This is a genomic window from Flaviramulus multivorans (assembly GCF_021728415.1).
In the GTDB taxonomy this organism is placed as follows: domain Bacteria; phylum Bacteroidota; class Bacteroidia; order Flavobacteriales; family Flavobacteriaceae; genus Sabulilitoribacter; species Sabulilitoribacter multivorans.
The window spans coordinates 63,366-84,780 of sequence record NZ_JAKKDV010000008.1 but is presented as its reverse complement, the minus strand read 5'-3'; the positions used below and the strand labels follow the sequence as shown (position 1 = coordinate 84,780).

19 protein-coding genes are annotated in these 21,415 nt (G+C 32.6%); 11 read left to right on the top strand and 8 right to left on the bottom strand.

Annotation, left to right across the window (positions count from 1 at the left end):
* Positions 1 to 272 precede the first annotated feature (272 nt).
* Entirely contained in the window at positions 273 to 926 is a 654-nt protein-coding gene (locus tag L3X39_RS14290) for a YceI family protein (RefSeq protein ID WP_237232541.1), read from the bottom strand.
* A gap of 169 nt (positions 927 to 1,095) precedes the next feature.
* On the opposite strand from L3X39_RS14290, the gene L3X39_RS14285 reads away from it, so the two are divergent.
* The 8 genes from L3X39_RS14285 to L3X39_RS14250 all read left to right on the top strand — a co-directional run bounded on the left by L3X39_RS14285 (position 1,096) and on the right by L3X39_RS14250 (position 8,787).
* The gene (locus L3X39_RS14285) at positions 1,096 to 1,647 is read left to right on the top strand and encodes a nucleotide exchange factor GrpE (protein WP_237232540.1); all 552 of its coding nucleotides are present in this window, start codon (positions 1,096 to 1,098) and stop codon (positions 1,645 to 1,647) included.
* Between the two features lie 9 nt (positions 1,648 to 1,656).
* Positions 1,657 to 2,775, top strand: coding sequence for a molecular chaperone DnaJ (dnaJ, locus tag L3X39_RS14280; protein ID WP_237232539.1), 1,119 nt, complete (start codon positions 1,657 to 1,659; stop codon positions 2,773 to 2,775).
* Positions 2,776 to 3,102: 327 nt separating this feature from the next.
* On the top strand, positions 3,103 to 4,026 hold the full coding sequence (locus L3X39_RS14275) for an ABC transporter ATP-binding protein (protein WP_237232538.1): 924 nt from the start codon (positions 3,103 to 3,105) through the stop codon (positions 4,024 to 4,026).
* 1 nt (position 4,027) lies between these two features.
* The gene (locus L3X39_RS14270) at positions 4,028 to 5,335 is read left to right on the top strand and encodes an ABC transporter permease (protein WP_237232537.1); all 1,308 of its coding nucleotides are present in this window, start codon (positions 4,028 to 4,030) and stop codon (positions 5,333 to 5,335) included.
* Between the two features lie 2 nt (positions 5,336 to 5,337).
* A complete protein-coding gene (locus L3X39_RS14265) occupies positions 5,338 to 6,255 on the top strand; it encodes a mechanosensitive ion channel family protein (RefSeq protein WP_237232536.1) in 918 nt (305 codons plus the stop codon).
* 20 nt (positions 6,256 to 6,275) lie between these two features.
* Positions 6,276 to 7,160 carry a DUF6268 family outer membrane beta-barrel protein gene (locus L3X39_RS14260; protein ID WP_237232535.1) on the top strand — a complete coding sequence of 295 codons (885 nt, stop codon included), beginning with the start codon at positions 6,276 to 6,278 and terminating at the stop codon, positions 7,158 to 7,160.
* Between the two features lie 2 nt (positions 7,161 to 7,162).
* Positions 7,163 to 8,326 (top strand): sigma-54-dependent transcriptional regulator, encoded by a 1,164-nt coding sequence (locus L3X39_RS14255; RefSeq protein WP_237232534.1) that lies wholly within the window; start codon positions 7,163 to 7,165, stop codon positions 8,324 to 8,326.
* Positions 8,327 to 8,334: 8 nt separating this feature from the next.
* Entirely contained in the window at positions 8,335 to 8,787 is a 453-nt protein-coding gene (locus L3X39_RS14250; RefSeq protein WP_237232533.1) for a GNAT family N-acetyltransferase, read from the top strand.
* Between the two features lie 15 nt (positions 8,788 to 8,802).
* Here L3X39_RS14250 and L3X39_RS14245 read toward each other — a convergent pair whose 3' ends face one another.
* A complete protein-coding gene (locus L3X39_RS14245; RefSeq protein WP_237232532.1) occupies positions 8,803 to 9,546 on the bottom strand; it encodes a hypothetical protein in 744 nt (247 codons plus the stop codon).
* Between the two features lie 122 nt (positions 9,547 to 9,668).
* Between L3X39_RS14245 and L3X39_RS14240 the strand changes: the two genes are divergently transcribed.
* The 3 genes from L3X39_RS14240 (at position 9,669) to L3X39_RS14230 (ending at position 12,688) form a co-directional block, all read left to right on the top strand.
* Positions 9,669 to 10,535 carry a PPK2 family polyphosphate kinase gene (locus L3X39_RS14240; RefSeq protein WP_237232531.1) on the top strand — a complete coding sequence of 289 codons (867 nt, stop codon included), beginning with the start codon at positions 9,669 to 9,671 and terminating at the stop codon, positions 10,533 to 10,535.
* 172 nt (positions 10,536 to 10,707) lie between these two features.
* Positions 10,708 to 12,111 (top strand): M20/M25/M40 family metallo-hydrolase, encoded by a 1,404-nt coding sequence (locus L3X39_RS14235; protein ID WP_237232530.1) that lies wholly within the window; start codon positions 10,708 to 10,710, stop codon positions 12,109 to 12,111.
* A 25-nt stretch (positions 12,112 to 12,136) separates the two neighbouring features.
* Positions 12,137 to 12,688, top strand: coding sequence for a hypothetical protein (locus L3X39_RS14230; RefSeq protein ID WP_237232529.1), 552 nt, complete (start codon positions 12,137 to 12,139; stop codon positions 12,686 to 12,688).
* Position 12,689: 1 nt separating this feature from the next.
* On the opposite strand, the gene L3X39_RS14225 is transcribed toward L3X39_RS14230, so the two are convergent.
* From L3X39_RS14225 to L3X39_RS14200, 6 genes are all read right to left on the bottom strand, one after another.
* The gene (locus L3X39_RS14225; RefSeq protein ID WP_237232528.1) at positions 12,690 to 13,406 is read right to left on the bottom strand and encodes a DUF6090 family protein; all 717 of its coding nucleotides are present in this window, start codon (positions 13,404 to 13,406) and stop codon (positions 12,690 to 12,692) included.
* Complete coding sequence (locus L3X39_RS14220; protein WP_237232527.1) at positions 13,403 to 14,167, bottom strand: DUF6090 family protein; 765 nt, start codon at positions 14,165 to 14,167, stop codon at positions 13,403 to 13,405. The genes L3X39_RS14225 and L3X39_RS14220 overlap by 4 nt, the downstream gene beginning before the upstream one ends.
* The gene (locus L3X39_RS14215) at positions 14,167 to 15,465 is read right to left on the bottom strand and encodes an APC family permease (RefSeq protein WP_237232526.1); all 1,299 of its coding nucleotides are present in this window, start codon (positions 15,463 to 15,465) and stop codon (positions 14,167 to 14,169) included. Before L3X39_RS14215 ends, L3X39_RS14220 begins: the two co-directional genes overlap by 1 nt.
* A 3-nt stretch (positions 15,466 to 15,468) precedes the next feature.
* Positions 15,469 to 18,720: a S41 family peptidase gene (locus L3X39_RS14210; protein ID WP_237232525.1), complete on the bottom strand. Its 3,252-nt coding sequence runs from the start codon at positions 18,718 to 18,720 to the stop codon at positions 15,469 to 15,471.
* A 74-nt stretch (positions 18,721 to 18,794) separates the two neighbouring features.
* On the bottom strand, positions 18,795 to 19,979 hold the full coding sequence (locus tag L3X39_RS14205) for an acetyltransferase domain-containing protein (RefSeq protein ID WP_237232524.1): 1,185 nt from the start codon (positions 19,977 to 19,979) through the stop codon (positions 18,795 to 18,797).
* Positions 19,980 to 19,997: 18 nt separating this feature from the next.
* Positions 19,998 to 21,413: an MBOAT family O-acyltransferase gene (locus tag L3X39_RS14200; protein WP_237232523.1), complete on the bottom strand. Its 1,416-nt coding sequence runs from the start codon at positions 21,411 to 21,413 to the stop codon at positions 19,998 to 20,000.
* Positions 21,414 to 21,415 lie beyond the last annotated feature (2 nt).

Genomic DNA, 21,415 nt, shown 5'->3' with positions numbered 1-21,415 from the left:
AAATTTATTCGCACCATATTCAATTTCCTTTTTACAAGAAATCAATATCAAGGAAATAAAAAATATTAAGATTTTTTTATTCATAGGTTGAATACGTATGAGTGAGTTCAAATGGTAGCTAACAACTATTTCGGATATGAAAACGTTTTAATGTTATATATCCAACGTTAAACGAAGGTAGCAGAAAATTTTTACAAAGTCAAGTTGTAAGCACAAAAAAAACCACCCTAATTTAAAGTGTGGCTTTTGAGATTTTTGTTTTTTTTAATGTATTAAGACTTAGCCGCCTTAACCTTAATTTTCAATTCAATATCGTCATTAATAAATTTATCGCCTAAATCATCAAAAAATGATTTTGAGCCAAATTTTACATTCCATTTCGAGCGGTCTATTGTAAAGGTTTCACTTGCTAAGGTAATAGAATCATTTTCTTGAGATACAGACACCGGAAAAGTAATGTTGTTTGTTGCATCTTTCAACGTTAAATTACCAGAAAGCATGGTTTTACCTTCGGTTTCATTAATACCAGTAATTTCAAATTTAGCTGTTGGGTATTTTTCAACATCAAAAAAATCAGGACTCTTTAAATGACCTACTAATTTGGCATTGCCTTCTTTGTCCGCAGGAATATCTAAATCTACTATCGAAGCCATATCAATAGTAAACAATCCACCAGAGATTTTTCCATCGGTGGTATTTAAAGTACCGCTTTCTAAACTTATAGTACCGTTATGTGAACCAGTTGGCTTAAATCCTTGCCACTCAATAGTACTTGCCCCCGCATCTGCAGTATATACAGTTTCGGGTGTTACTTCAGTAACTGCTTCGGCTTCAACTGTAGTAGCTTCTTTAGCTTTGTCTTTGCACGAAACTATAAACAATGTTAAAGCAGAAATAATGGTAATACTTAAAAAATTCTTTTTCATTTTAATATTAGTTTTTGGGTTTAATTTTAGCTATAAATATAGTATTTATTGAGGAAAAAATTCTTAAATATTTTATAAAGAAAATATTTTAATGACATTATGGCATTTTAATAATAATGGCAGTACTTTTGCCAACTAATTTTAGTATTGCAAAAATTAAAATTTAGCGATGAGTAAAAAGGACAAAAAAGATAAGAAAGAGATAGAAGACGTTGTAAATTCTCAAACTCAAACTGCCGAGGTTGAAGAACAAGCAGTAGAAGAACTAACAGTAGAAGATAAATTGAAAGAAGAATTACAACAAGAAAAAGAAAAGTTTTTAAGGCTATTTGCAGAATTTGAAAACTATAAAAAACGTACCTCTAGAGAGCGAGTTGAGTTATTTTCTACGGCAAGTGAAGATGTTATGAAAACATTGTTGCCCGTTCTTGATGATTTTGAGCGTGCTTTAAACCATATTGAAGAAGATAAGGAAGCCGAGGAATTAAGGAAGGGCGTTTTATTAATTTATCAAAAATTAATAAATACTTTAGAGTTAAAAGGCTTAAAATCTATTAAAGTAGAGAAAGGCGATGTTTTTAATGCAGATGATCATGAAGCTATTACACAAATACCAGCACCTTCTGATGACTTAAAAGGAAAGATTATAGATGTTATTGAAAAAGGTTATAAACTGGGCGATAAAGTAATTCGTTTTCCTAAAGTTGTTATCGGACAATAAACCAAAAACATGGCAAAAAGAGATTATTACGAAATATTAGGGGTTAGTAAAGGGGCATCTGCAGCCGAAATAAAAAAGGCATATCGTAAAAAAGCGATAGAGTTTCATCCTGATAAAAACCCAGATGATAAAACGGCAGAAGCAAAATTTAAAGAGGCCGCTGAGGCTTACGAAGTTTTAAGCGACCCTGATAAAAAATCGCGTTACGACCAATTTGGGCATCAAGCCTTTGAAGGCGGTGGTGGCTTTGGCGGTGGTGGCATGAATATGGATGATATATTCAGTCAGTTTGGTGATATTTTTGGAGGTGCTTTTGGTGGCGGAGGTTTTTCTGGTTTTGGCGGCGGCGGAGGTCAGCGTCGTGTAAAAGGAAGCAATTTGCGTATTCGCGTAAAACTTACTTTGGAAGAAATAGCTAATGGTGTTGAAAAGAAAATAAAAGTAAAACGTAAAGTTCAAGCTCCTGGAACTAGTTATAAAACATGTTCTACTTGTAATGGCTCAGGGCAAGTAACTCGTATTGCTAACACAATTTTAGGTAGAATGCAAACGTCGTCGCCATGTAATGTGTGTGGTGGCGCAGGAGAAACCATTGATAAAAAACCAAGTGATGCTGATGCTCAAGGTTTAAAAGTAGCTGAAGAAACGGTTTCTATTAAAATACCAGCAGGAGTCGTGGATGGTATGCAACTTAAAGTATCTGGAAAAGGAAATGAAGCACCAGGTAATGGTTTTTCTGGAGATTTAATTGTCGTTATTGAAGAAGAGCAACACGATAAATTACAACGCGAAGGTGATAACTTACATTATGATTTATATATAAGTTATCCAGATGCTGTTTTAGGAACTTCAAAAGAAATTGATACCGTAACAGGTAAAGTGCGTATTAAAGTAGAAGCAGGTGTGCAATCTGGTAAAATTCTACGCTTACGCGGAAAAGGTATACCAAGTATTAATGGTTATGGCAAAGGAGATTTATTGGTACATGTTAATGTTTGGACACCAAAAACACTAAACAAGCAACAAAAAGAATTCTTTGAAGCGATGCAAGATGATGAACATTTTGTGCCTAAACCAGAGAGTTCTGATAAATCTTTTTTCGAAAAAGTTAAGGATATGTTCTCTTAATTATGAATATTTTATTTGATATTAAAAATTCCGTTAGATAACGGAATTTTTTTATTTAATCGATAACTTATCAAATAGTTTTGCAATTAGTTGTAAAAAAAAAGTTATATTTGACTATCACTAATTAACTTTAGTGATAATTTTTCTTTTTCATAGCAATTTTTTTCCCATCCTTAATTTGTTTTAAGGATGGGTTTTGTTTTTTTATGAATGATATTAAAAAGCATTAAAATTTATCACGTATTTATTATTATTTATATTAAAAACATTGAGGTCTCACTCAACATTTAATATATTTACAAACTACTAGACATTTAAAAAATACGAATGAGTAACTTACTTGAAGTTAATAAGGTTTCTAAAAATTTTGGAGATTTTAAAGCCCTAAATAATGTATCAATTGCAGTTCCTAAAGGCAGTATATTTGGATTATTAGGACCTAACGGAGCTGGAAAAACTACGCTAATACGAGTTATAAATCAAATAACTATGCCAGATAATGGCACGGTTCATTTAGATGGTGAAGCTCTAAATGAAAATCACATAAAAGACATTGGTTATTTACCAGAAGAACGTGGGTTATACAAATCTATGAAGGTAGGCGAGCAGGCTTTATATTTAGCGCAATTAAAAGGTTTGAGTAAAGCGGAAGCTAAAACGCGTTTAAAATATTGGTTTGAGCGTTTAGAAATTGGCGATTGGTGGAATAAAAAAATACAAGAGCTTTCAAAAGGGATGGCTCAAAAAATACAGTTTGTAGTAACGGTGCTTCATCAACCTAAATTATTAATTTTTGATGAACCTTTTTCGGGCTTCGACCCTATAAATGCCAACTTAATAAAAGATGAAATACTACGATTACGGGAAGATGGTGCTACGGTTATTTTTTCAACACATAGAATGGAATCCGTTGAAGAGCTCTGTGATGATATTGCATTGATACATCAATCTAATAAAATACTAGATGGTAGACTTATTGATATAAAACGTCAATATAAAATTAACACTTTCGAAGTTGGTATTAGAACAAACAATAAAGCAGTTTTGCAAAAAGAATTATCTGAAAAATTCGAAGTATCAAAAGCAAATTTCAAAAGTTTAGAAGATGAGTTAAAGCTAAATATTAAGCTTAATGGTGACGCACCAAATGACTTGCTTAATTTTCTCACTTCAAAAGGAGATGTGTCTCATTTTGTAGAATTGATACCAAGTGTTAACGATATTTTTATTCAAACTGTAAAGAATAACTAAAATGAATCATTTACCATTAATTATAAAACGTGAGTACTTAACTAAGGTTAAGAATAAATCTTTTATTGTGATGACTATTTTAAGTCCGATAATAATGATTGCACTTATATCAGTTGTTGCCTATTTATCACAATTAAATAACGATAAAGTTCGAACTATTTCAATTTTAGATGAATCAGGATTGGTAGAAAGCGCTTTTCAAAGCACTGAAAAAACGAAGTACAATATATTGCATAACATGTCTTTATCGGATGCGAAAGCTATTGTAAAAGAAACATCGTCATACGGACTTTTACATATTGATAAGTTTAGTAATGTTGATGACATCTCAAATCATATAGAATTTTATTCGGAAGAATCTCCGTCTATTAGTATAATTTCAAATCTTGAAAATCAATTAGAGAAAAAATTAACTAATATAAAATTAGAACAGCAAGGAGTTGATGTAAGCATGATTAATGCTTCTAAAGTTTATGTTGATATAGCCCAAGAAAGTTTTGAGGGCGAAAAAACCTCAAAAATTGATAGCGTAGTGAAGTTAATTTTTGGTGGAGCAGCAGGGTATTTGCTATTTATGTTTATCATCATTTATGGGAACATGATTATGCGTAGCGTTATTGAGGAAAAAACGAGTAGAATTATTGAAGTAATTATTTCATCGGTAAAACCAGTACAATTGATGCTGGGTAAAATTATTGGCACTTCATTAGCTGGGATAACGCAGTTTGTAATTTGGATAATTTTAGGAGGTGTTTTAATGACTATCATATCGTTAGTTTTTGGTATTGATATGATGCAAAGCCCACAGCAAGATATGTTGCAACAAGCAATGGAATCGCCAGAAGCCAATTCTCAAATTCAAAATTTAATAAATGCATTCTATAATTTGCCTATTACTAATTTAATTATAGCATTTATTTTATTTTTTATCAGTGGTTATTTGCTATACAGCTCGTTGTATGCTGCTATTGGTGCAGCCGTTGATAACGAGACCGATACACAACAGTTTTTATTACCTATTATAATGCCGTTAATTTTAGCGGTGTATATTGGTATTTTTACGGTAATTGAAGACCCACATGGTACGGTTTCAACCGTATTTTCGTTTATCCCGCTTACATCGCCTGTGGTTATGCTTATGCGTATACCGTTTGGGGTACCAATATGGCAACAATTAGTTTCGTTATTATTATTAATTGGTACCTTTATGTTTACCGTTTGGTTTGCATCAAAAATATATAGAGTTGGTATTTTAATGTATGGAAAAAAACCAAGCTATAAAGAACTCATTAAATGGATTAAATATTAAAAATGACACAAGATTTTGAAAAAATAGAAGAAGCGATAACTGAAAGTTCTATATGGGATAATATTAAAACATTCCTTAATTTGCATATAGACTTTACAGAAAAAATAAGTATCTCAATTCTTGATTTGCTAGTTATAGTAACGGTTATTTTTATTACTTCTATAATTTTAAGAATTGTTTTAAGAGTTATAACTAGAAATCTTCCTCAAGACGATAAATCAAAATTTAATGTTGTTTATAGCTATTTTAGGTGGCTCATTTACCTTATTATTCTGCTCATAACGCTTCATTCGGTAGGTGTTAACGTCACGGCAGTTTTTGCGGCATCAGCGGCATTATTAATAGGTATTGGTTTAGCATTGCAAACCTTATTTCAGGATATTATTTCCGGGGTTTTTATTCTTATCGATCAGTCTGTTCATGTAGGTGATATTATTGAAATTGATGGTAAAGTAGGAAGGGTTGAAGAAATTAAGCTTCGTACAACCAGAGCAGTAACCCTGGATAACAAAGTTTTGGTAATACCTAACCATTTATATTTAGAGAATAGTTTATATAACTGGACACAAAATGGTACTACTACCAGAGAATCAGTAGAGGTTGGTGTTGCTTATGGTAGCGATGTTCAATTAGTTAAAAAGCTCTTATTGCAAGCGGCAAGCACACATCCAGAAGTTATTAGTGAACCTGAGCCAACCGTTGTATTTTCAGATTTTGGCGATAGTTCGTTAAACTTCAAAATCGTTTTTACTTTAGGGGATAGTTTTAAAGCTCAGTTTCCTAAGAGTGATATACGTTTTGAAATTGATAAATTGTTTAGAGAAAATAACATCAGCATTCCTTTCCCACAAAGAGATATACACATTATTCAAAAACCCGATCAAAACATACAATTCAAGAATAATTCTGATAGTAAATAAACCTAACCATCTTAAAAATTATGGCATTTAGAAAAAGCGGATTGATTTTAATGGTTGGTTTGTTTTTTATTACACATTTTTCATTTGCTCAACTTACGGATTTAGCTAGGTTAGAATATTCGTTTATTCCAAAAAGCAATTCTGAAGACCAATATACACGGTTAAAAGCTCTTTTTAATTACCCTATTGAACTTAAAAACGACTCTTATTTTATAGTAGGCGCTGAGTATAATCGTATTTTATTAAATCTAGAAGATGATTATCCATTCGATGTATCAGGCTTAAATAAAGTTCATATCATAGATTTAAATCTTGGATATACTTTTAAGCTTAATGAAACTTGGCGATTTGGTGTTAATTTTAATCCAAGAATAGCTTCAACGTTAACTAAGCAATTGAATTCTGATGATTATTTCATGAATGGTGGTATCTTTTTTATTGCAGATAGGAGTAAAGAAGAAAGCTTAAAACGTCCATACCGATTAATATTAGGGTTAACCTACAATGCTACAACAGGTTTGCCGTTTCCGTTGCCTTTTGTAAGCTATCATAGAGAGATTAATGAAACATGGAGTTTTAATTTGGGTGTGCCAAAAACTAACTTAAAATATTCAATTAATAGCAAAAATAACATTCAATCCTTTCTAGCTTTAGATGGATATTTAGCACATTTGCAAGAACCTTCAATTGTAAATGGAGAAAGTGTTGATCATATTTCACTATCTGTTGCTGTCATTGGTTTAGGTTATGAATATCTATTTACAAAACATTTGGTAGGGTATTTGTATACAGGTTATACATTCAGATTAAATAATGTATTACGAAATAAAAACCGAGATGAAATTTATAAATTAGACGATGTAAATGCGTTTTATTTAAGAACAGGAATAAAATTTAAAATATAGAGATGTCAAAAATATTAGTAATAGAAGACGAAGCAGCGATAAGACGTGTACTTATAAAAATTCTTTCAGAAGAAAATGATACTTATCAAGTTGAAGAATCAGAAGATGGTTTATCTGGAGTTGAAAAAATTAAGAATGAAGATTTTGATCTAGTATTGTGTGACATTAAAATGCCTAAAATGGATGGTGTTGAAGTGTTAGAAGCGATTAAAAAATTAAAACCGGAAATTCCTATTGTTATGATTTCAGGTCATGGTGATTTGGATACGGCTGTTAACACGATGCGTTTAGGAGCCTTTGATTATATTTCGAAACCACCAGATTTAAATAGACTCCTAAATACGGTTAGAAATGCTTTGGATCGAAAAGAACTAGTTGTTGAAAACAAAATTCTTAAGAAAAAAGTAAGTAAAAAATATGAGATGATAGGCGAGAGTAGTGCCATCACTCAAATTAAAGATATTATTGATAAAGTAGCTCCAACCGATGCCCGAGTGCTTATTACTGGACCAAATGGAACCGGAAAGGAACTTGTTGCACATTGGTTACATCAAAAAAGTGACAGAGCTAATGGAAACATGATAGAGGTAAATTGTGCAGCTATCCCTTCTGAACTTATTGAAAGTGAATTGTTTGGTCATGTAAAAGGTGCTTTTACGAGTGCAGCAAAGGATAGGGCTGGAAAATTTGAAGCAGCAAATGGAGGTACTATTTTTTTAGATGAAATAGGAGACATGAGTTTGTCTGCTCAAGCTAAAGTGCTTCGGGCTTTACAAGAAAGCAGAATTCAGCGTGTTGGTAGCGATAAGGATATTAAAGTGGATGTACGCGTTATAGCGGCTACAAACAAGGACTTAAAAAAAGAAATTGAAGATGGTAAATTTCGAGAAGATTTATATCATAGACTTGCCGTTATTTTAATAAAAGTACCATCATTAAATGAAAGACGTGATGATATTCCCTTATTGATAAATCATTTCTCAGAGAAAATTTCGGAAGAACAAGGAACCGCTAAAAAAACGTTTTCAGATAAGGCTATTAAATTGCTACAGGAGTATGATTGGACAGGAAATATCAGGGAACTTCGTAATGTTATTGAACGCTTAATTATTTTAGGGGGCAGCGAAGTAAGTGAGCAAGACGTTAAAGCATTTGCTAGTAAATAATAATTAAAATGAAGTTCAGAAAAGCAACTAAAAATGATTTACCTCAAATTATTCAAATGATTGCTGATGATGAACTAGGTATGAAACGGGAAAATTATAAAATCCCGCTTCCAAATGAATACCTTAAAGCCTTTGAAAAAATAAATTCAGACAGCAATCAAGAAATAATAGTTGTTGAGAATAATAATTCTGAAATAATAGGAACCTTACAACTTACTTTTATTCAATACTTAACATATCAAGGAGGTGTTAGAGCTCAAATTGAGGCTGTAAGAATTAGAAAGGACCAAAGAGGAATCGGACTAGGAAAAAAAATGTTTGAATGGGCCATTGAAAGAGCAAAGAAAAGAAATGCTCACGTTTTGCAACTAACAACAGACAAACAAAGACCTAAAGCTATTAAATTTTATGAAGATTTAGGATTTAAATCAACACATGAAGGCATGAAAATGCATTTTTAAAATAGTAACTTCAAGTTATTCACACGAGTTAAGTTGTGCCAAATAATTTGAAGCTAATGTTTTAAGATTGTTGGTGTAATAAGTCCTAATAGATGCAAGGCTTTCTGAATTTATGTCTTCAAGATTATCAACCTCTTTTATTTGTTCATGATTACAATCACAAATTTTTAAAACATCGTTATAAGTTTTAATATTTGAAGAAATGGCGCTTTTGTATGAAAGTACTAATTGCTTTTTTTTAAGCATTAACGTTTCTTCGTTTTGTTGAGCCAATTTTGTTTTTATTTCTTCCTCTTTTAGCTTTAAAGCCTCTTGTTGTTTCTTCAATTTTAATTGCTCACTTTGTAAATCTAAAAGTTCTGTATTTTCACTAATAGTGGTTGATTTTTTATTGGAGTTTACCGAGCATTTGTCAATTTCAATAATACACTCCTTACTTATATCTCTAGCACGTTTTACAAAAAACCGACCATCTTCATAAGTTTCTACATCTTCAACTTTTGCTAAAAGATCCATGCTTTTATTGGTTAGGTTTGTAGCTGTTTCACAATTACAATCAGCAAGTGTTTTTTTAGATAATTTAAAGGATTCTAACGAGCGATTGGCGTAATATTTTAAATGACTAATATTATTGGCCTCATACGCATCTTTAACGTGTGAATATGCACTTAAAATATAAGAATTGGCTTCATCACAATTTGATTGTGCGTTTATGATTAAAGAAGGAAACAAAAAAAATAATAGGTAAAAATGTTTCATGATTTTGGGGTTGGTTACATAAATAGGTAGAGCGAATGTATTAAAAAGATAATAGACTAGTGTGCATTTCATCGAAATTATGAATTCACTATATTTATGGATTAATCATTGTTAAATAAGAAATGAAGGAAATAGAAACTAATAACTACAAAGTAACTTCAAACATATCACTAAAAAAATCGCAAACAAAAGTTGTTATTGAAGATGCAAAATCAGCGCTTAAAGATGTAAGGAGAAAATTAGGAAAACTTCAAGATACCTTATACGCTCATGACAAATATGCTGTTTTGGTTTGTTTACAGGGTATGGATACATCTGGGAAAGATAGCTTAATACGAGAAGTGTTTAAAGATTTTAATGCAAGAGGTGTAGTTGTGCACAGTTTTAAAGTGCCAACCGAATTAGAATTAGGTCATGATTATTTATGGAGGCACTATATTGCACTTCCCGAACGCGGTAAATTTAGTGTTTTTAATAGAACACACTACGAAAATGTATTGGTTACCAGAGTACATCCAGGGTATATTTTAGGCGAAAAAATACCTTCTGTAAAATCCATAGAAGACATCAATGACGAATTTTGGGATAAACGCTTCGAACAAATCAATAACTTTGAAAAGCACATAACTGAAAACGGCACAATTATTTTTAAGTTTTTTCTTAACCTTTCAAAACAAGAACAAAAAAATAGATTATTACGTCGTTTAGATAAAAAAGAAAAAAACTGGAAGTTTTCGTCAGGCGACTTAAAAGAGCGTAAACTTTGGGATAAGTACCAAGAATGTTATGAAGAGGCGATAAATAGAAGTTCTAAACCTCACGCGCCTTGGTATATTATTCCTGCGGACGATAAACCAACTGCCAGATATTTGGTAGCAAAAACTATGTATGACACCTTAAAAACTTACACCGATATACAAGAGCCAGAATTAGACGATGAAACTAAGGCTAATATTGACTTATACAAGCAACAACTCAATAATGAATAGGTTTTGGGCGTTTTAACACGCATTCGCAAGTCGCTTCCCAAAATTATTGGGAGAGCTCCAACAATTGCTCAATCGTTAACGCATGGGGTAAAATTCTTAACACAAATTTATGTTTCGCAAGTACATGCTATTTTTAAAGAAGTAGTATTTTTAAACTCAAAAAAAATAATTTATGAAGCAACTTACTTATATAATATTCATCCTATTTACTTTAAATATTTATTCACAAACGGACGAGGAAGTCATAAAAACCATTTATACACAATCCTTAACCAATGGCAAAAGTTACGATTGGTTAAATCATTTGTCAAATCAAATAGGGAGTAGATTGTCGGGTTCATTAGGTGCAGAAAAGGCGGTAGCTTATACCAAAGAAGAATTAGAAAAGTTAGGTTTAGATAAGGTGTGGTTACAACCTGTCATGGTACCAAGATGGGTAAGAGGTGCTAAAGAGTTTGCTTTTATAGAAACCAAACCAGGTAAAACAACCAATGTAAATATTTGTGCTTTAGGTGGTTCTATAGCAACACCAGCATTGGGCTTGAAAGCAAATGTAGTTGAGGTAAAAAGTTTTGAAGAATTAGAGCAATTAGGTAAAGAAAAAGTTGAAGGTAAAATCGTCTTTTATAATAGACCAATGCAAGCAGATTTAATTCACACCTTTGAAGCTTATGGTGGTTGTGTAAATCAGCGTTATCAAGGCGCAGTTGAAGCAGCAAAATATGGTGCTGTAGGTGTAATTGTACGCTCGATGAATTTAAGACTTGATGATTTACCACACACAGGAAGCATGACATATGACGACTTACCTGTTGAAAGGCGTATTCCTTCAGCTGCTATTAGTACTAATGACGCGGAGTTATTAAGTACGATGTTAGCCTTAGATGACTCAGTTAAATTTTACTTTAAGCAAAATTGTAAACAACTAGCAGATGTACAATCGTATAATGTTATTGGTCAGATTACTGGTAGTGAATATCCTAACGAATATATGGTTGTAGGTGGTCATTTAGATTCTTGGGATTTAGGTGACGGTTCACATGATGATGGCGCTGGAGTAGTCCAATCAATGGACGTGTTAAGACTGTTAAAAGAGTCAGGAATAAAACCTAAACGAAGCATAAGAGTTGTATTATTTATGAATGAAGAAAACGGGTTACGTGGCGGAAATAAATATGCCGAAGTAGCAAAACAAAAAGGTGAAAATCATGTGTTTGCGTTGGAAAGTGATTCGGGCGGATTTACACCTCGCGGTTTTAGTTTTGATTGTTCTGATGCTGCTTTTAGTCAAGTATTAAGCTGGCAAGCACTTTTTAAGCCTTATTTAATTCACTATTTTGAAAAAGGAGGAAGTGGTGCCGACGTTGGACCCTTAAAAACAGATACCAATGTGTTAGCTGGGTTAAGACCTGATTCACAACGTTATTTCGATTATCATCACGCAAGTAATGACACGTTTGATGCTGTGAATAAACGTGAGTTGGAATTAGGTGCAGCAACTATGACAGCATTGGTTTATTTGTTTGATAAATATGGCATTAATCCTATTTCTAACCCAGAAAAAATTAAAAACTAAGAACTCGTTTTAAAAGTTTATTAAAATGAAAAAACTAATTTTAGTATCAGCTTTAACCTTATCAATGATTGTTATGGCACAAGAAGAAAAATTACCATATTACGAAATACCAGATTATCCAGAAACCTATACTGCTGGTACAGTTGCAGCAAGAATGGTTGATGGTTTGGGTTTTCGTTATTATTGGGCAACGGAAGGATTAAGGCCTGAGGACTTAAATTATAAGGCTAGCGAATCGGGTAGAACTTCGGCGGAAACGATAGACCATCTGTTAGGTTTAACTAATTTTATACTTACAAACATATCAAATGAGAAACAAAGTAATGAAGACGTTGAGCTTACTTTTGAAGCAAAACGAAAACAGACTTTATTAAATATTAAACAGACTTCGGATATTTTAAGAGCTACAGATAATATTTCACAATTTGATAATGATAGATTTCCTTTTTGGAATTTAATTAATGGACCAATAGCTGATGCTTTATGGCATTGTGGTCAAGTTGTTATGTCGCGTCGGGCTTCTGGTAATCCGTTTAACTCTAAGGTAAGTGTGTTTTCAGGAAGGTTAAGAGAATAATTTACTTAACTTCTGATAATCTTACAATTTCTTTTAAATGCTTTTCTAAACCGTTTTCACCGGAAATGGCTCTAACAATATTTCTCTGAAAAAACTGCTTTCTAACAAGCATGTTTATAAAAACAGTATCTAATAAAAGTCTTTTGTTTTTGTCACTAGCCAAATTTAGAAAATCACCATTTTTTATGACGTAAGGTTCAATCATATTGGTCCATAGATTACGGTCAAAAACAACTTCTTCAGAATAATCGTTTAATACATCCTTCCAAGATACCAAAAGTCTTCTAAGAGTGTCATTCCTAATTAAATTCACTTCTCCCGAACTTATAAGAGATTCTATAACCCCGTTTGATGGGTGATAAGGGTAACCCCCAAACATATTCGTAACATGCTTAAATACCGAGTCTCTTGATGTAACAATATGTAATTTAGAAATGTTTCTGAAAACTATATTACCACTATTAAAGGTATTTATTTGATTTTGTTTTACAGGATAAAATTCTTCAAGATTGTTTTTAAAGTCGCTGTGAATTTCGTTTAAAATCTCTTTTTCTTTAACTCTATCTTTTCTAATTTCATTCCAATTATTTACCTGAAGTGCAATTAAAATGCCAACAACTACCAAAATAATTTCCCCAATAGCGTATTTAAAATATTTTGATGTTTTGCCTTCACTGAGAAAGTCTTTACGGATATTTCTAAAGAATTTAATCATCATTTGTATTTATTAAGTTCTCCATTAATCAACTGAATAAGTGCTTCTGCTTCGGTTTTTACCTGTTTTGCAATTATAATTCCGATTTTTTTTCTGTCTATATTGTGTCTTAGAAAGTTTCTGCCAAGGTTAGATTCGATTGTTGTTATGAGTGCTTTTTTTCTTGCCTCCTCGCTCTCTGAGAAAGGGAGATCCATAGTTTTAGTAGCATGATGTGCTAGATTTATTTCGTAATTATTAGTTAGAAACCATAAATCGTCATCTCTTGTAGAGCGTTCTTTATCATATTGTAAAAAGGTGTTAAAAGAATTTATACCGTTAAAGTAATAGTTGTTAATAGCATCATTTAATTCTTTTGAACCTAGGTTATCTGAAAGTCCTGAATTTTTTATTTTTTGATAGGTTTGATCTACTATTTGGTGCATGGCATAATAGCTAGTAATTTTTGAGACAATTGAATCCAATGGTAATTCTTGATAGTTTTTGTCTTTAAAAATTAAGGTGTTATTTTCTACTTGAAGCTCATAACTGTCTATAATTCTTTCATATGCCTTTGTATCACTATTTAAGTCTATTACCATACTTTTTAAGTAGTTATTGACTTTTGCTTTCTGTTTCCTGTTTTCATTCCAATTATTGATTTGCAAAGCAATAAGAATACCAATTACTACGAGTACTATCTCTCCTATGGCGTACAATAAATATTTTGAAAACTTATTTTCGGTAAGCAGTTGTTGGCGTATTTTTCTAAAGAATTTTATCATTAACTTTTTTGTTTCAAAAATCTTATCACTAAAAATATCAAACTCAAAACGGAGATTGTTATAGCGGTTACAATCATTTCATTTGTTGAAAGATTTGATAAAAAATAAATAATTATTGCAATTGCTAAAATAGGTACTGTCCAGCCTCCAGGGATTTTAAATCCATCATAAGCTTCTTTTTCAGATTTGCGTAGCTTAATTACAGACAAGGCAACTCCTAAATAGAGGATTAACATTGAGCTACTTGCTATAACGGCGAGTTGTTCAAAACTACCCGAGATAGCTAGAATAAAACCAATGGTTGCATAAACAATAATGGCGATATATGGTGTTGCAAACGATTTATGAATTTTAGATAATGCTTTAATAGGAATCACTTTGTCTCTTGAAAGAGCATAAACTACTCTTGGGCTGTTAAGGATAGTACCGCTCATATAACCAAACATGGAAATAACGGCACCTATAATTAAAAACATATAACCAAACGACCCCATAACTTCTTTGGCAGTTTCTGCCAGTGGAGCTGCTTTAAAATTTGGTAAGTCGCTACCTAAAACACCCTGAGATACCGTTTGAATTAACACATATATAACAACTACTGTGGTGATACTTATTAAAATTGCTTTTGGAATAGTGCGTTTCGGATTGATAACCTCTCCGCCAACTATAATACCCGTTTCACAGCCTTGAAATGCAAAAAATAAGATAAGCGATGTTTCACCCAACGTTTTAATACTGGGCATATTTTCAAAATACAAATTACTTATTGTAACATCTTTAAAACCAATAACTATGAGCAATAGTAACGGTATCAGTTTCATAAGCGTGTTAAATTTTACTAAGCCAATACCTTGTTTTAATCCAATAACATTAATATAAACCATGCCATAAAAAAGGATAAATAGGAATAAAAATCGAGGTAACCCTTCTGCGAAAATGGGGTAAGCAGAACCAATAACATTTACTAGGGCATTAGATACTGCTGCGTCTGCAAACAAATTACTGCCTATAGCAAAAAAACCACCTATAAAACCAGCATAATCTCCAAACGCTGTTTCAATATAGGTATAGGGGCCACCTGTATTAGTTACTTTACTGCCTGCTTCTGCAAAACAGAGCATAATCATAGCCATTAGTAAACCGCAAAATAAATATGCTATTATACTGGAGGCTCCCATATAGCTGGCAACAATAGCTGGAAGCACAAAAATCCCAGACCCAATTATAATATTAACGATGTTTGCCGATAGCCCTAATACGCCAACCCGTCTTTTTAATCCCTCTTCTTTTTGAATCATATTTTAATTCTTAGTTTTTATTGGATAGGTTGGTCGCTTCATAACTTTTGGCGGATTTTCTTTTAATTCTTTTAATGCTATCTCTATCGCTTTTTCCAATTGAGGGTCTTGCCCTTTGATTACTTGCTCTGGTAATTGTTCTATATCGATATCAGGAGCAACTCCTTCGTTCTCAACTCTAAAACCATCTTCAGTATAAAAGGCCACATTCGGTGCGGTTACAATACCACCATCTATAAACTCAGGGTATCCTAAAACCCCTACTAAACCACCCCAAGTACGCTTTCCTACTATGGTTCCAATCTTAAATTTTCTAAACATCCATGGCAAGTAGTCCCCTCCTGAACCTGCAGTTTCATCAACTATCATCACTTTTGGTCCTTGTATAGATGCACTAGGAGATTTTAAATCTTTACCATATCTAAAATTCCAATAAGCTTGTTCAGGTTTTTTCAGCATGTCAATATAGTAATCAGCTAACTGACCACCACCATTGTAGCGCTCATCAATTATAATAGCTTTTTTAGTTGCTTGAGGAAAGAAGTAGCGTTTAAAATATTCATGTCCAGCCCCAGCGGTGTTAGGCACATAAACATAAGCCACTTGACCATTGGTTGCTTCTTCTACCTTTTTTATATTACCTTCAACCCAATCTCTATTGCGTAATGCTTGTTCGTTTCCTACTGGAGTTACTTTTACAGTTCGTGCGTCATTACCATTGGCGTTTGAACTAACGGTTAGAGTTATAATTTTATCAGCTGTGTTTTCAAAAAAACTATAAAGATTATCGTTTGCAGATACATTTTTTCCATTAACTGCAATTATATAATCTCCTACATTTACATTAACCCCAGGCTCTGTTAAGGGAGAACGTAAGTTAGGATTCCAATTTAAACCGCCATATATTTTACTGATTTTATAGCGGTTGTTACTCACTTCGTAATCGGCACCTAAAAGGCCTCCGCTTATTCTTTGTGGATTATTCATACGATCACCTCTGCTAGAAAAACGATGATGGCCAACCGCTAATTCGCTGAACATCCAACTCATCATTCTATATAAATCGCTACGGCAAGTTACATGCGGTAAGAACACTTCATATTTAGTTTTCATAGCATCCCAGTCAACTCCATGCATTCCAGGGTCGTAAAAATAGTCTCGGTTTACTCTCCAAGCTTCGTTAAAGATATTTTTCCATTCTGCAATTGGGTCAATTTTCACCTGAATTGCACTTGTATTTACTAAGCCATCATCTGGTTTTTTACCTGTATCAGCAATCCCCATTTTTCCTTTAGCAAAATAAAGAGTCTTATCACCTTTAGCCGCAATTCTATAAAACCCAGCTTGCATTATAGTTTCATCCTTTCGGTCTTTTAAACTATATTTATGTAGCATGGATTGATTTTCATGAGGGGTACGCGATAGATAATACAGTTCGCCTTCTTTTGGGGCGCTTAGATTTCTGTAAATTCCTGAAGGGACAGGAATATCAACTATTCTATTATGTATACCATCCCAATCAATTTTTAGTATTTCAACTTTTTCTTCTTTTTTAGTTTCGCCTTTCTTTGGTTCGTCTTTCGATTCCTTAGTTAATTCTTCGTTGTCATTTTCTTTGGAGAAAGGAGACAAGGTTTCTTTTTGAAGTGTAACTAAATAAATAGAGTTACTAAATTCCATATCTTGATTTGATTGGTCGAACCAGTTTACAACTGGACCAGCATCTGTAGAAGCGAGCATATAGAGGTATTTTCCGCTAGGGTCAAAAACAGGACTTGAAATGTTTGATAACCCATCCGAAATCGAATAGGATTTGCTTTCAGAAATAGAGTAGAGGTGAGCTTGCTCAAAATTAGTATCAGTAATGGTAGTATAAGATATCCAGTTAGAATCTGATGACCAGTCTCCAAATAATTCTCTAAAAACACCAGGTGTATAAAGTTGGTCCGAAGCAATTTTAGTTATTTTACTTGTAGTAATATTAAGTACATATAAACTTCTACCGTTATCAACAAAACTTAATTTTTTGCTATCTGGAGACCAATGAATATTAGCATAAAATCCCGCGCCGTTAAGCTTAATTTTCTTTGTGTTATCTGTAGAAAGATCTTGAACATGCATCGCATACTCACCAGATTCATCCGAAAAATAAGCTATAGATGTTCCATCAGGTGACCACTCTGGACCTTTTTCATGAACACCCGTTGTATTCGTTATGTTTTTTGGGTCTCCCTTTTTTGCAGGAACCGTTATAATATCGCCTCTATAATCCAATACTACACGTGCTCCTGAAGGAGAAATACTAGCACTTCTGATATAGTCATCGTCCGAGACGTAACGCGGTCTAAGCTCTAACAGGTCTGTTTTAATATTGATGCTTAATTTTTTAGTAGAATTAGCTGCTATGTTATATATGTGTAAATAGCCTGCTTGCTCAAAAATAATTTCATTTTTATTGGCCGATAAACTAATTACTGGAAAGTCTTTAAAATTTGTAAGTTGTGATATTTCTTTATTGTTTACATTATAACTATAAAGATTAAATTCTCCGTTTCTATCACTCTTAAAATAAACGTAATCTCCAGACCATTGCGGGTTACTATCATTGCATCCACCAGTGGGTTTTGAAATTTCTTCAACTTTATGAGAGGTGTTATTATAAATCCAGATACGAGAGATACGACCACCGCGATAATGTTTCCATTGGTCAAAGGCATCAGAAATTGGAGTATAAGCCATATGACTGTCATCATCGGAAGATGATGCCCAAAATGCATTTGGAATTTTTAATTGAGTAACGGCACCACCATTTATAGATATTGTAAAGAGTTGCGCATGCCTATTAGTGTATGTGTTGCGCTGAGAAAGGAACATAACTTTTGAGCCATCTGCAGAAAAATCTCGAACTATATCGTTATAAGGATGCCATGTAAGACGCTTAGGAATACCACCAGATACAGGAACAATAAACACATCAGTATTACCGTCATACTGGGCATTGAATGCAATCTTGGTGCCATCAGGAGAGAAAATAGGATTTGATTCAATACCTTCATCTATGGTAAGTCGTTTAGGGTTAGAACCATCTTTATTTGCCACCCATAAATCTTCGGCATAAATAAAAGCGATATGAGAATCACTTATTGCAGGTTGGGAAAGAAGTCGTGTTTCTTGGGCGACTGCAATTGTACATGACAACAAAAACATCCAAAACATGTAATTTAAGACTGCTGAAGGATTAATTAGTTTTTTCATTATTGATAGTTTTAATTACATTTATTATATTTTGATTCAATGTATCTTGAATATTTGGTAAGTTATTCTATTTTTTACAAATAACTTAACCACCACTTGTCTTTATTATTTGCTTTGTAAATCATGTATTTTCTACTTGGGAAGTATATAAGCGTAATAATTCCAATCCAAACTAAATATACCACAAAAAGGGAATAACCATAGTCTAAAAGTTTTGCATTGTTAAAAACATCGACAGTAATAATCATGTTTTTCCAATTACCACCAAAAATAAGCATCCCTATAATAGCCAAAATGTGAATAACAAATACATGTATGAAATAATAAAAGAAGGGTACACGACCAAAAACTAAAAAGAAGTCGGTTATTTTATTTTTTACACGTTCTATACCATATAAAAATAATAGTGCCGGACCTATTGTAATTAATAAAAACGAAAGCGATGGTGGGTATTTAGTGACGTTAAAAAACGATAAAATGGTTTTAGTTGTCGTGTCTTGACCAGACCAAGGCACTAAATCGCCATAAACATTTAATCCTCGTATTACAAAAAACAAAAATATAGCACCTAATCCTAAGCGCAGTAACCATTTTTTTCTTAAACCAGCATCAAAATCTTTGGTATAAAACGTTCCGAAACAATAACCTAAACTGATCAAGCCTACCCAAGGAATTATTGGATAAACAAAGGCTACCATTCTACCATTATCAAACATAACAAATTGTAATTGGTGTAATATATACCATAAAATGGACGTAAAACTTTTGCCTTGCAATAGTATACCGTCTAACAAATTATGACCCGCTATTAAAATAATACCAACAGTTAAAAGTAGTTTTTTTGGCAGATAAATAAGAAAAGACAAAAGCATCATACATAGACCAATAGCCCAAATAACTTGAAGTGCAATAAAGCTATAACTAATATCAAACCACCAAAATAAATTGTTTAAAACAATCTCTAAAAATACCAACCACAAACCTCGTGTAAAAAGGAACTTAAAAAGTTGGTATTTTGTTCTTTTACTTCCATATAAATAGGCTGAAGTACCTGCTAAGAAAATAAAAACAGGCGCACAATAATGTGTTATAAACCTTGTGAAAAATAAAAAAGGAGTTGTTGTTTCTAAATTGGTGGGATCGCTAAAAAAGGAGCCATAATGAAAATAGTCTCTTACATGATCTAGCGCCATAATAACCATTACTACTCCCCTTAAAATGTCGATGGATTCTATTCTGGAGGATTTAACTTCTACCATACAATTGATTTCTTTTGCTTAAAATTGGAAATAAATAAACTGTTCTCCAGTACCTTGTGAAATTACAATCAGGAAAAACATTATAGCCCATACTATACCTAATAACCAAGCAGGCGTTTTTAAAGAGACCTCTTTCATTGAAGTATTTCTCATAACCCAATGGCATATAAATAATAGTGTTATTAATAGAAACACTTTGATAATATCAAAAGACTGTAATATTTTTTCTCCATCAGAATTAATAAATAGCATAGAATTAATCATATTCTTAGCAGTCGAAAACTCTCGAGCTCTGAAAAATACCCAAGTAAAATTGACAAGCATATAGGTGAGAAGCGCGAGCAAAACACCATTAAACGCATTTATTTTTATATGGATTCTATTTTTTAACAAGCGTTCAATAACTAAATAAATACCATGTAATGCTCCCCAAACTACAAATGTCCAAGCAGCTCCATGCCATAAACCTCCTAATAGCATGGTTAGCATTAATGCTACGTACATTCTTGTAATACCATGTCTATTACCTCCTAAGGGGATATATAAATAGTCTCTTAACCAGCTGGATAAAGAAATGTGCCATCGTTTCCATAAATCTGAAAACCCAATAGAAGCGTAAGGATATTTAAAGTTGTCTGGTAAAACAATACCAAGCATTAGTGCTATACCAATAGCACAAGTAGAATATCCTGCAAAGTCAAAGAAAATTTGCCCTGAAAATGCCAAAGTACCTGTCCAAGCATCTAGACCATTTAAGATACTTTTTGCTCCAAAGACTTCATCAGATGTATCGGCTAATAAAGTATCAGCTAAAACGACTTTTTGAAATAACCCTATAGTTAATAAAAAAGTTCCCCAAATAAACTGGTTTGCAGTAGCCTTTTTTTCTTCATAAAATTGAGTAATTAAATCCTTAGCTCTAACAATGGGTCCAGCTACTAATTGCGGAAAAAAGGTAACATATAGCGCAAAATCTAAAAACGTTTTAGCAGGTTCTATTTTACGTTTATACATATCAATGGTATAAGACATGGTTTGAAACGTGTAGAACGAAATACCCATGGGTAGAATAATATCCATTGGGCGTGCCTGAAATTCAATGCCTACCATATTTACTAAGGACACAAAATTTTCAAGTAAAAAATCTCCATATTTAAAAAAGGCTAAAAAACCAAGATTTACAAACATACTTAGCAGTAACCACATTTTTCTTTTCTTCTGATTCTCTTCAACAGCTAATTTTTTTCCAGCTGTCCAGTCAACGATGGTGGATATCCATAACAAAATGACTAGTGGAGGATTCCACATGCCATAGAAGACATAACTGGATAATAAAAGCATGCGCTTTTTTCCTGTCCAATTAAATATTTTAGAATAGTATAATACTATTACTATAACTAAAAATAATACGAAACTTAATGAGTTAAATAGCATGG

Coding starts and splice junctions, on each gene's coding strand:
- L3X39_RS14290 (WP_237232541.1), bottom strand. CDS start 926: ATGAAAAAGAATTTTTTAAGTATTACCATTATTTCTGCTTTAACATTG.
- L3X39_RS14285 (WP_237232540.1), top strand. CDS start 1,096: ATGAGTAAAAAGGACAAAAAAGATAAGAAAGAGATAGAAGACGTTGTA.
- dnaJ (WP_237232539.1), top strand. CDS start 1,657: ATGGCAAAAAGAGATTATTACGAAATATTAGGGGTTAGTAAAGGGGCA.
- L3X39_RS14275 (WP_237232538.1), top strand. CDS start 3,103: ATGAGTAACTTACTTGAAGTTAATAAGGTTTCTAAAAATTTTGGAGAT.
- L3X39_RS14270 (WP_237232537.1), top strand. CDS start 4,028: ATGAATCATTTACCATTAATTATAAAACGTGAGTACTTAACTAAGGTT.
- L3X39_RS14265 (WP_237232536.1), top strand. CDS start 5,338: ATGACACAAGATTTTGAAAAAATAGAAGAAGCGATAACTGAAAGTTCT.
- L3X39_RS14260 (WP_237232535.1), top strand. CDS start 6,276: ATGGCATTTAGAAAAAGCGGATTGATTTTAATGGTTGGTTTGTTTTTT.
- L3X39_RS14255 (WP_237232534.1), top strand. CDS start 7,163: ATGTCAAAAATATTAGTAATAGAAGACGAAGCAGCGATAAGACGTGTA.
- L3X39_RS14250 (WP_237232533.1), top strand. CDS start 8,335: ATGAAGTTCAGAAAAGCAACTAAAAATGATTTACCTCAAATTATTCAA.
- L3X39_RS14245 (WP_237232532.1), bottom strand. CDS start 9,546: ATGAAACATTTTTACCTATTATTTTTTTTGTTTCCTTCTTTAATCATA.
- L3X39_RS14240 (WP_237232531.1), top strand. CDS start 9,669: ATGAAGGAAATAGAAACTAATAACTACAAAGTAACTTCAAACATATCA.
- L3X39_RS14235 (WP_237232530.1), top strand. CDS start 10,708: ATGAAGCAACTTACTTATATAATATTCATCCTATTTACTTTAAATATT.
- L3X39_RS14230 (WP_237232529.1), top strand. CDS start 12,137: ATGAAAAAACTAATTTTAGTATCAGCTTTAACCTTATCAATGATTGTT.
- L3X39_RS14225 (WP_237232528.1), bottom strand. CDS start 13,406: ATGATGATTAAATTCTTTAGAAATATCCGTAAAGACTTTCTCAGTGAA.
- L3X39_RS14220 (WP_237232527.1), bottom strand. CDS start 14,167: ATGATAAAATTCTTTAGAAAAATACGCCAACAACTGCTTACCGAAAAT.
- L3X39_RS14215 (WP_237232526.1), bottom strand. CDS start 15,465: ATGATTCAAAAAGAAGAGGGATTAAAAAGACGGGTTGGCGTATTAGGG.
- L3X39_RS14210 (WP_237232525.1), bottom strand. CDS start 18,720: ATGAAAAAACTAATTAATCCTTCAGCAGTCTTAAATTACATGTTTTGG.
- L3X39_RS14205 (WP_237232524.1), bottom strand. CDS start 19,979: ATGGTAGAAGTTAAATCCTCCAGAATAGAATCCATCGACATTTTAAGG.
- L3X39_RS14200 (WP_237232523.1), bottom strand. CDS start 21,413: ATGCTATTTAACTCATTAAGTTTCGTATTATTTTTAGTTATAGTAATA.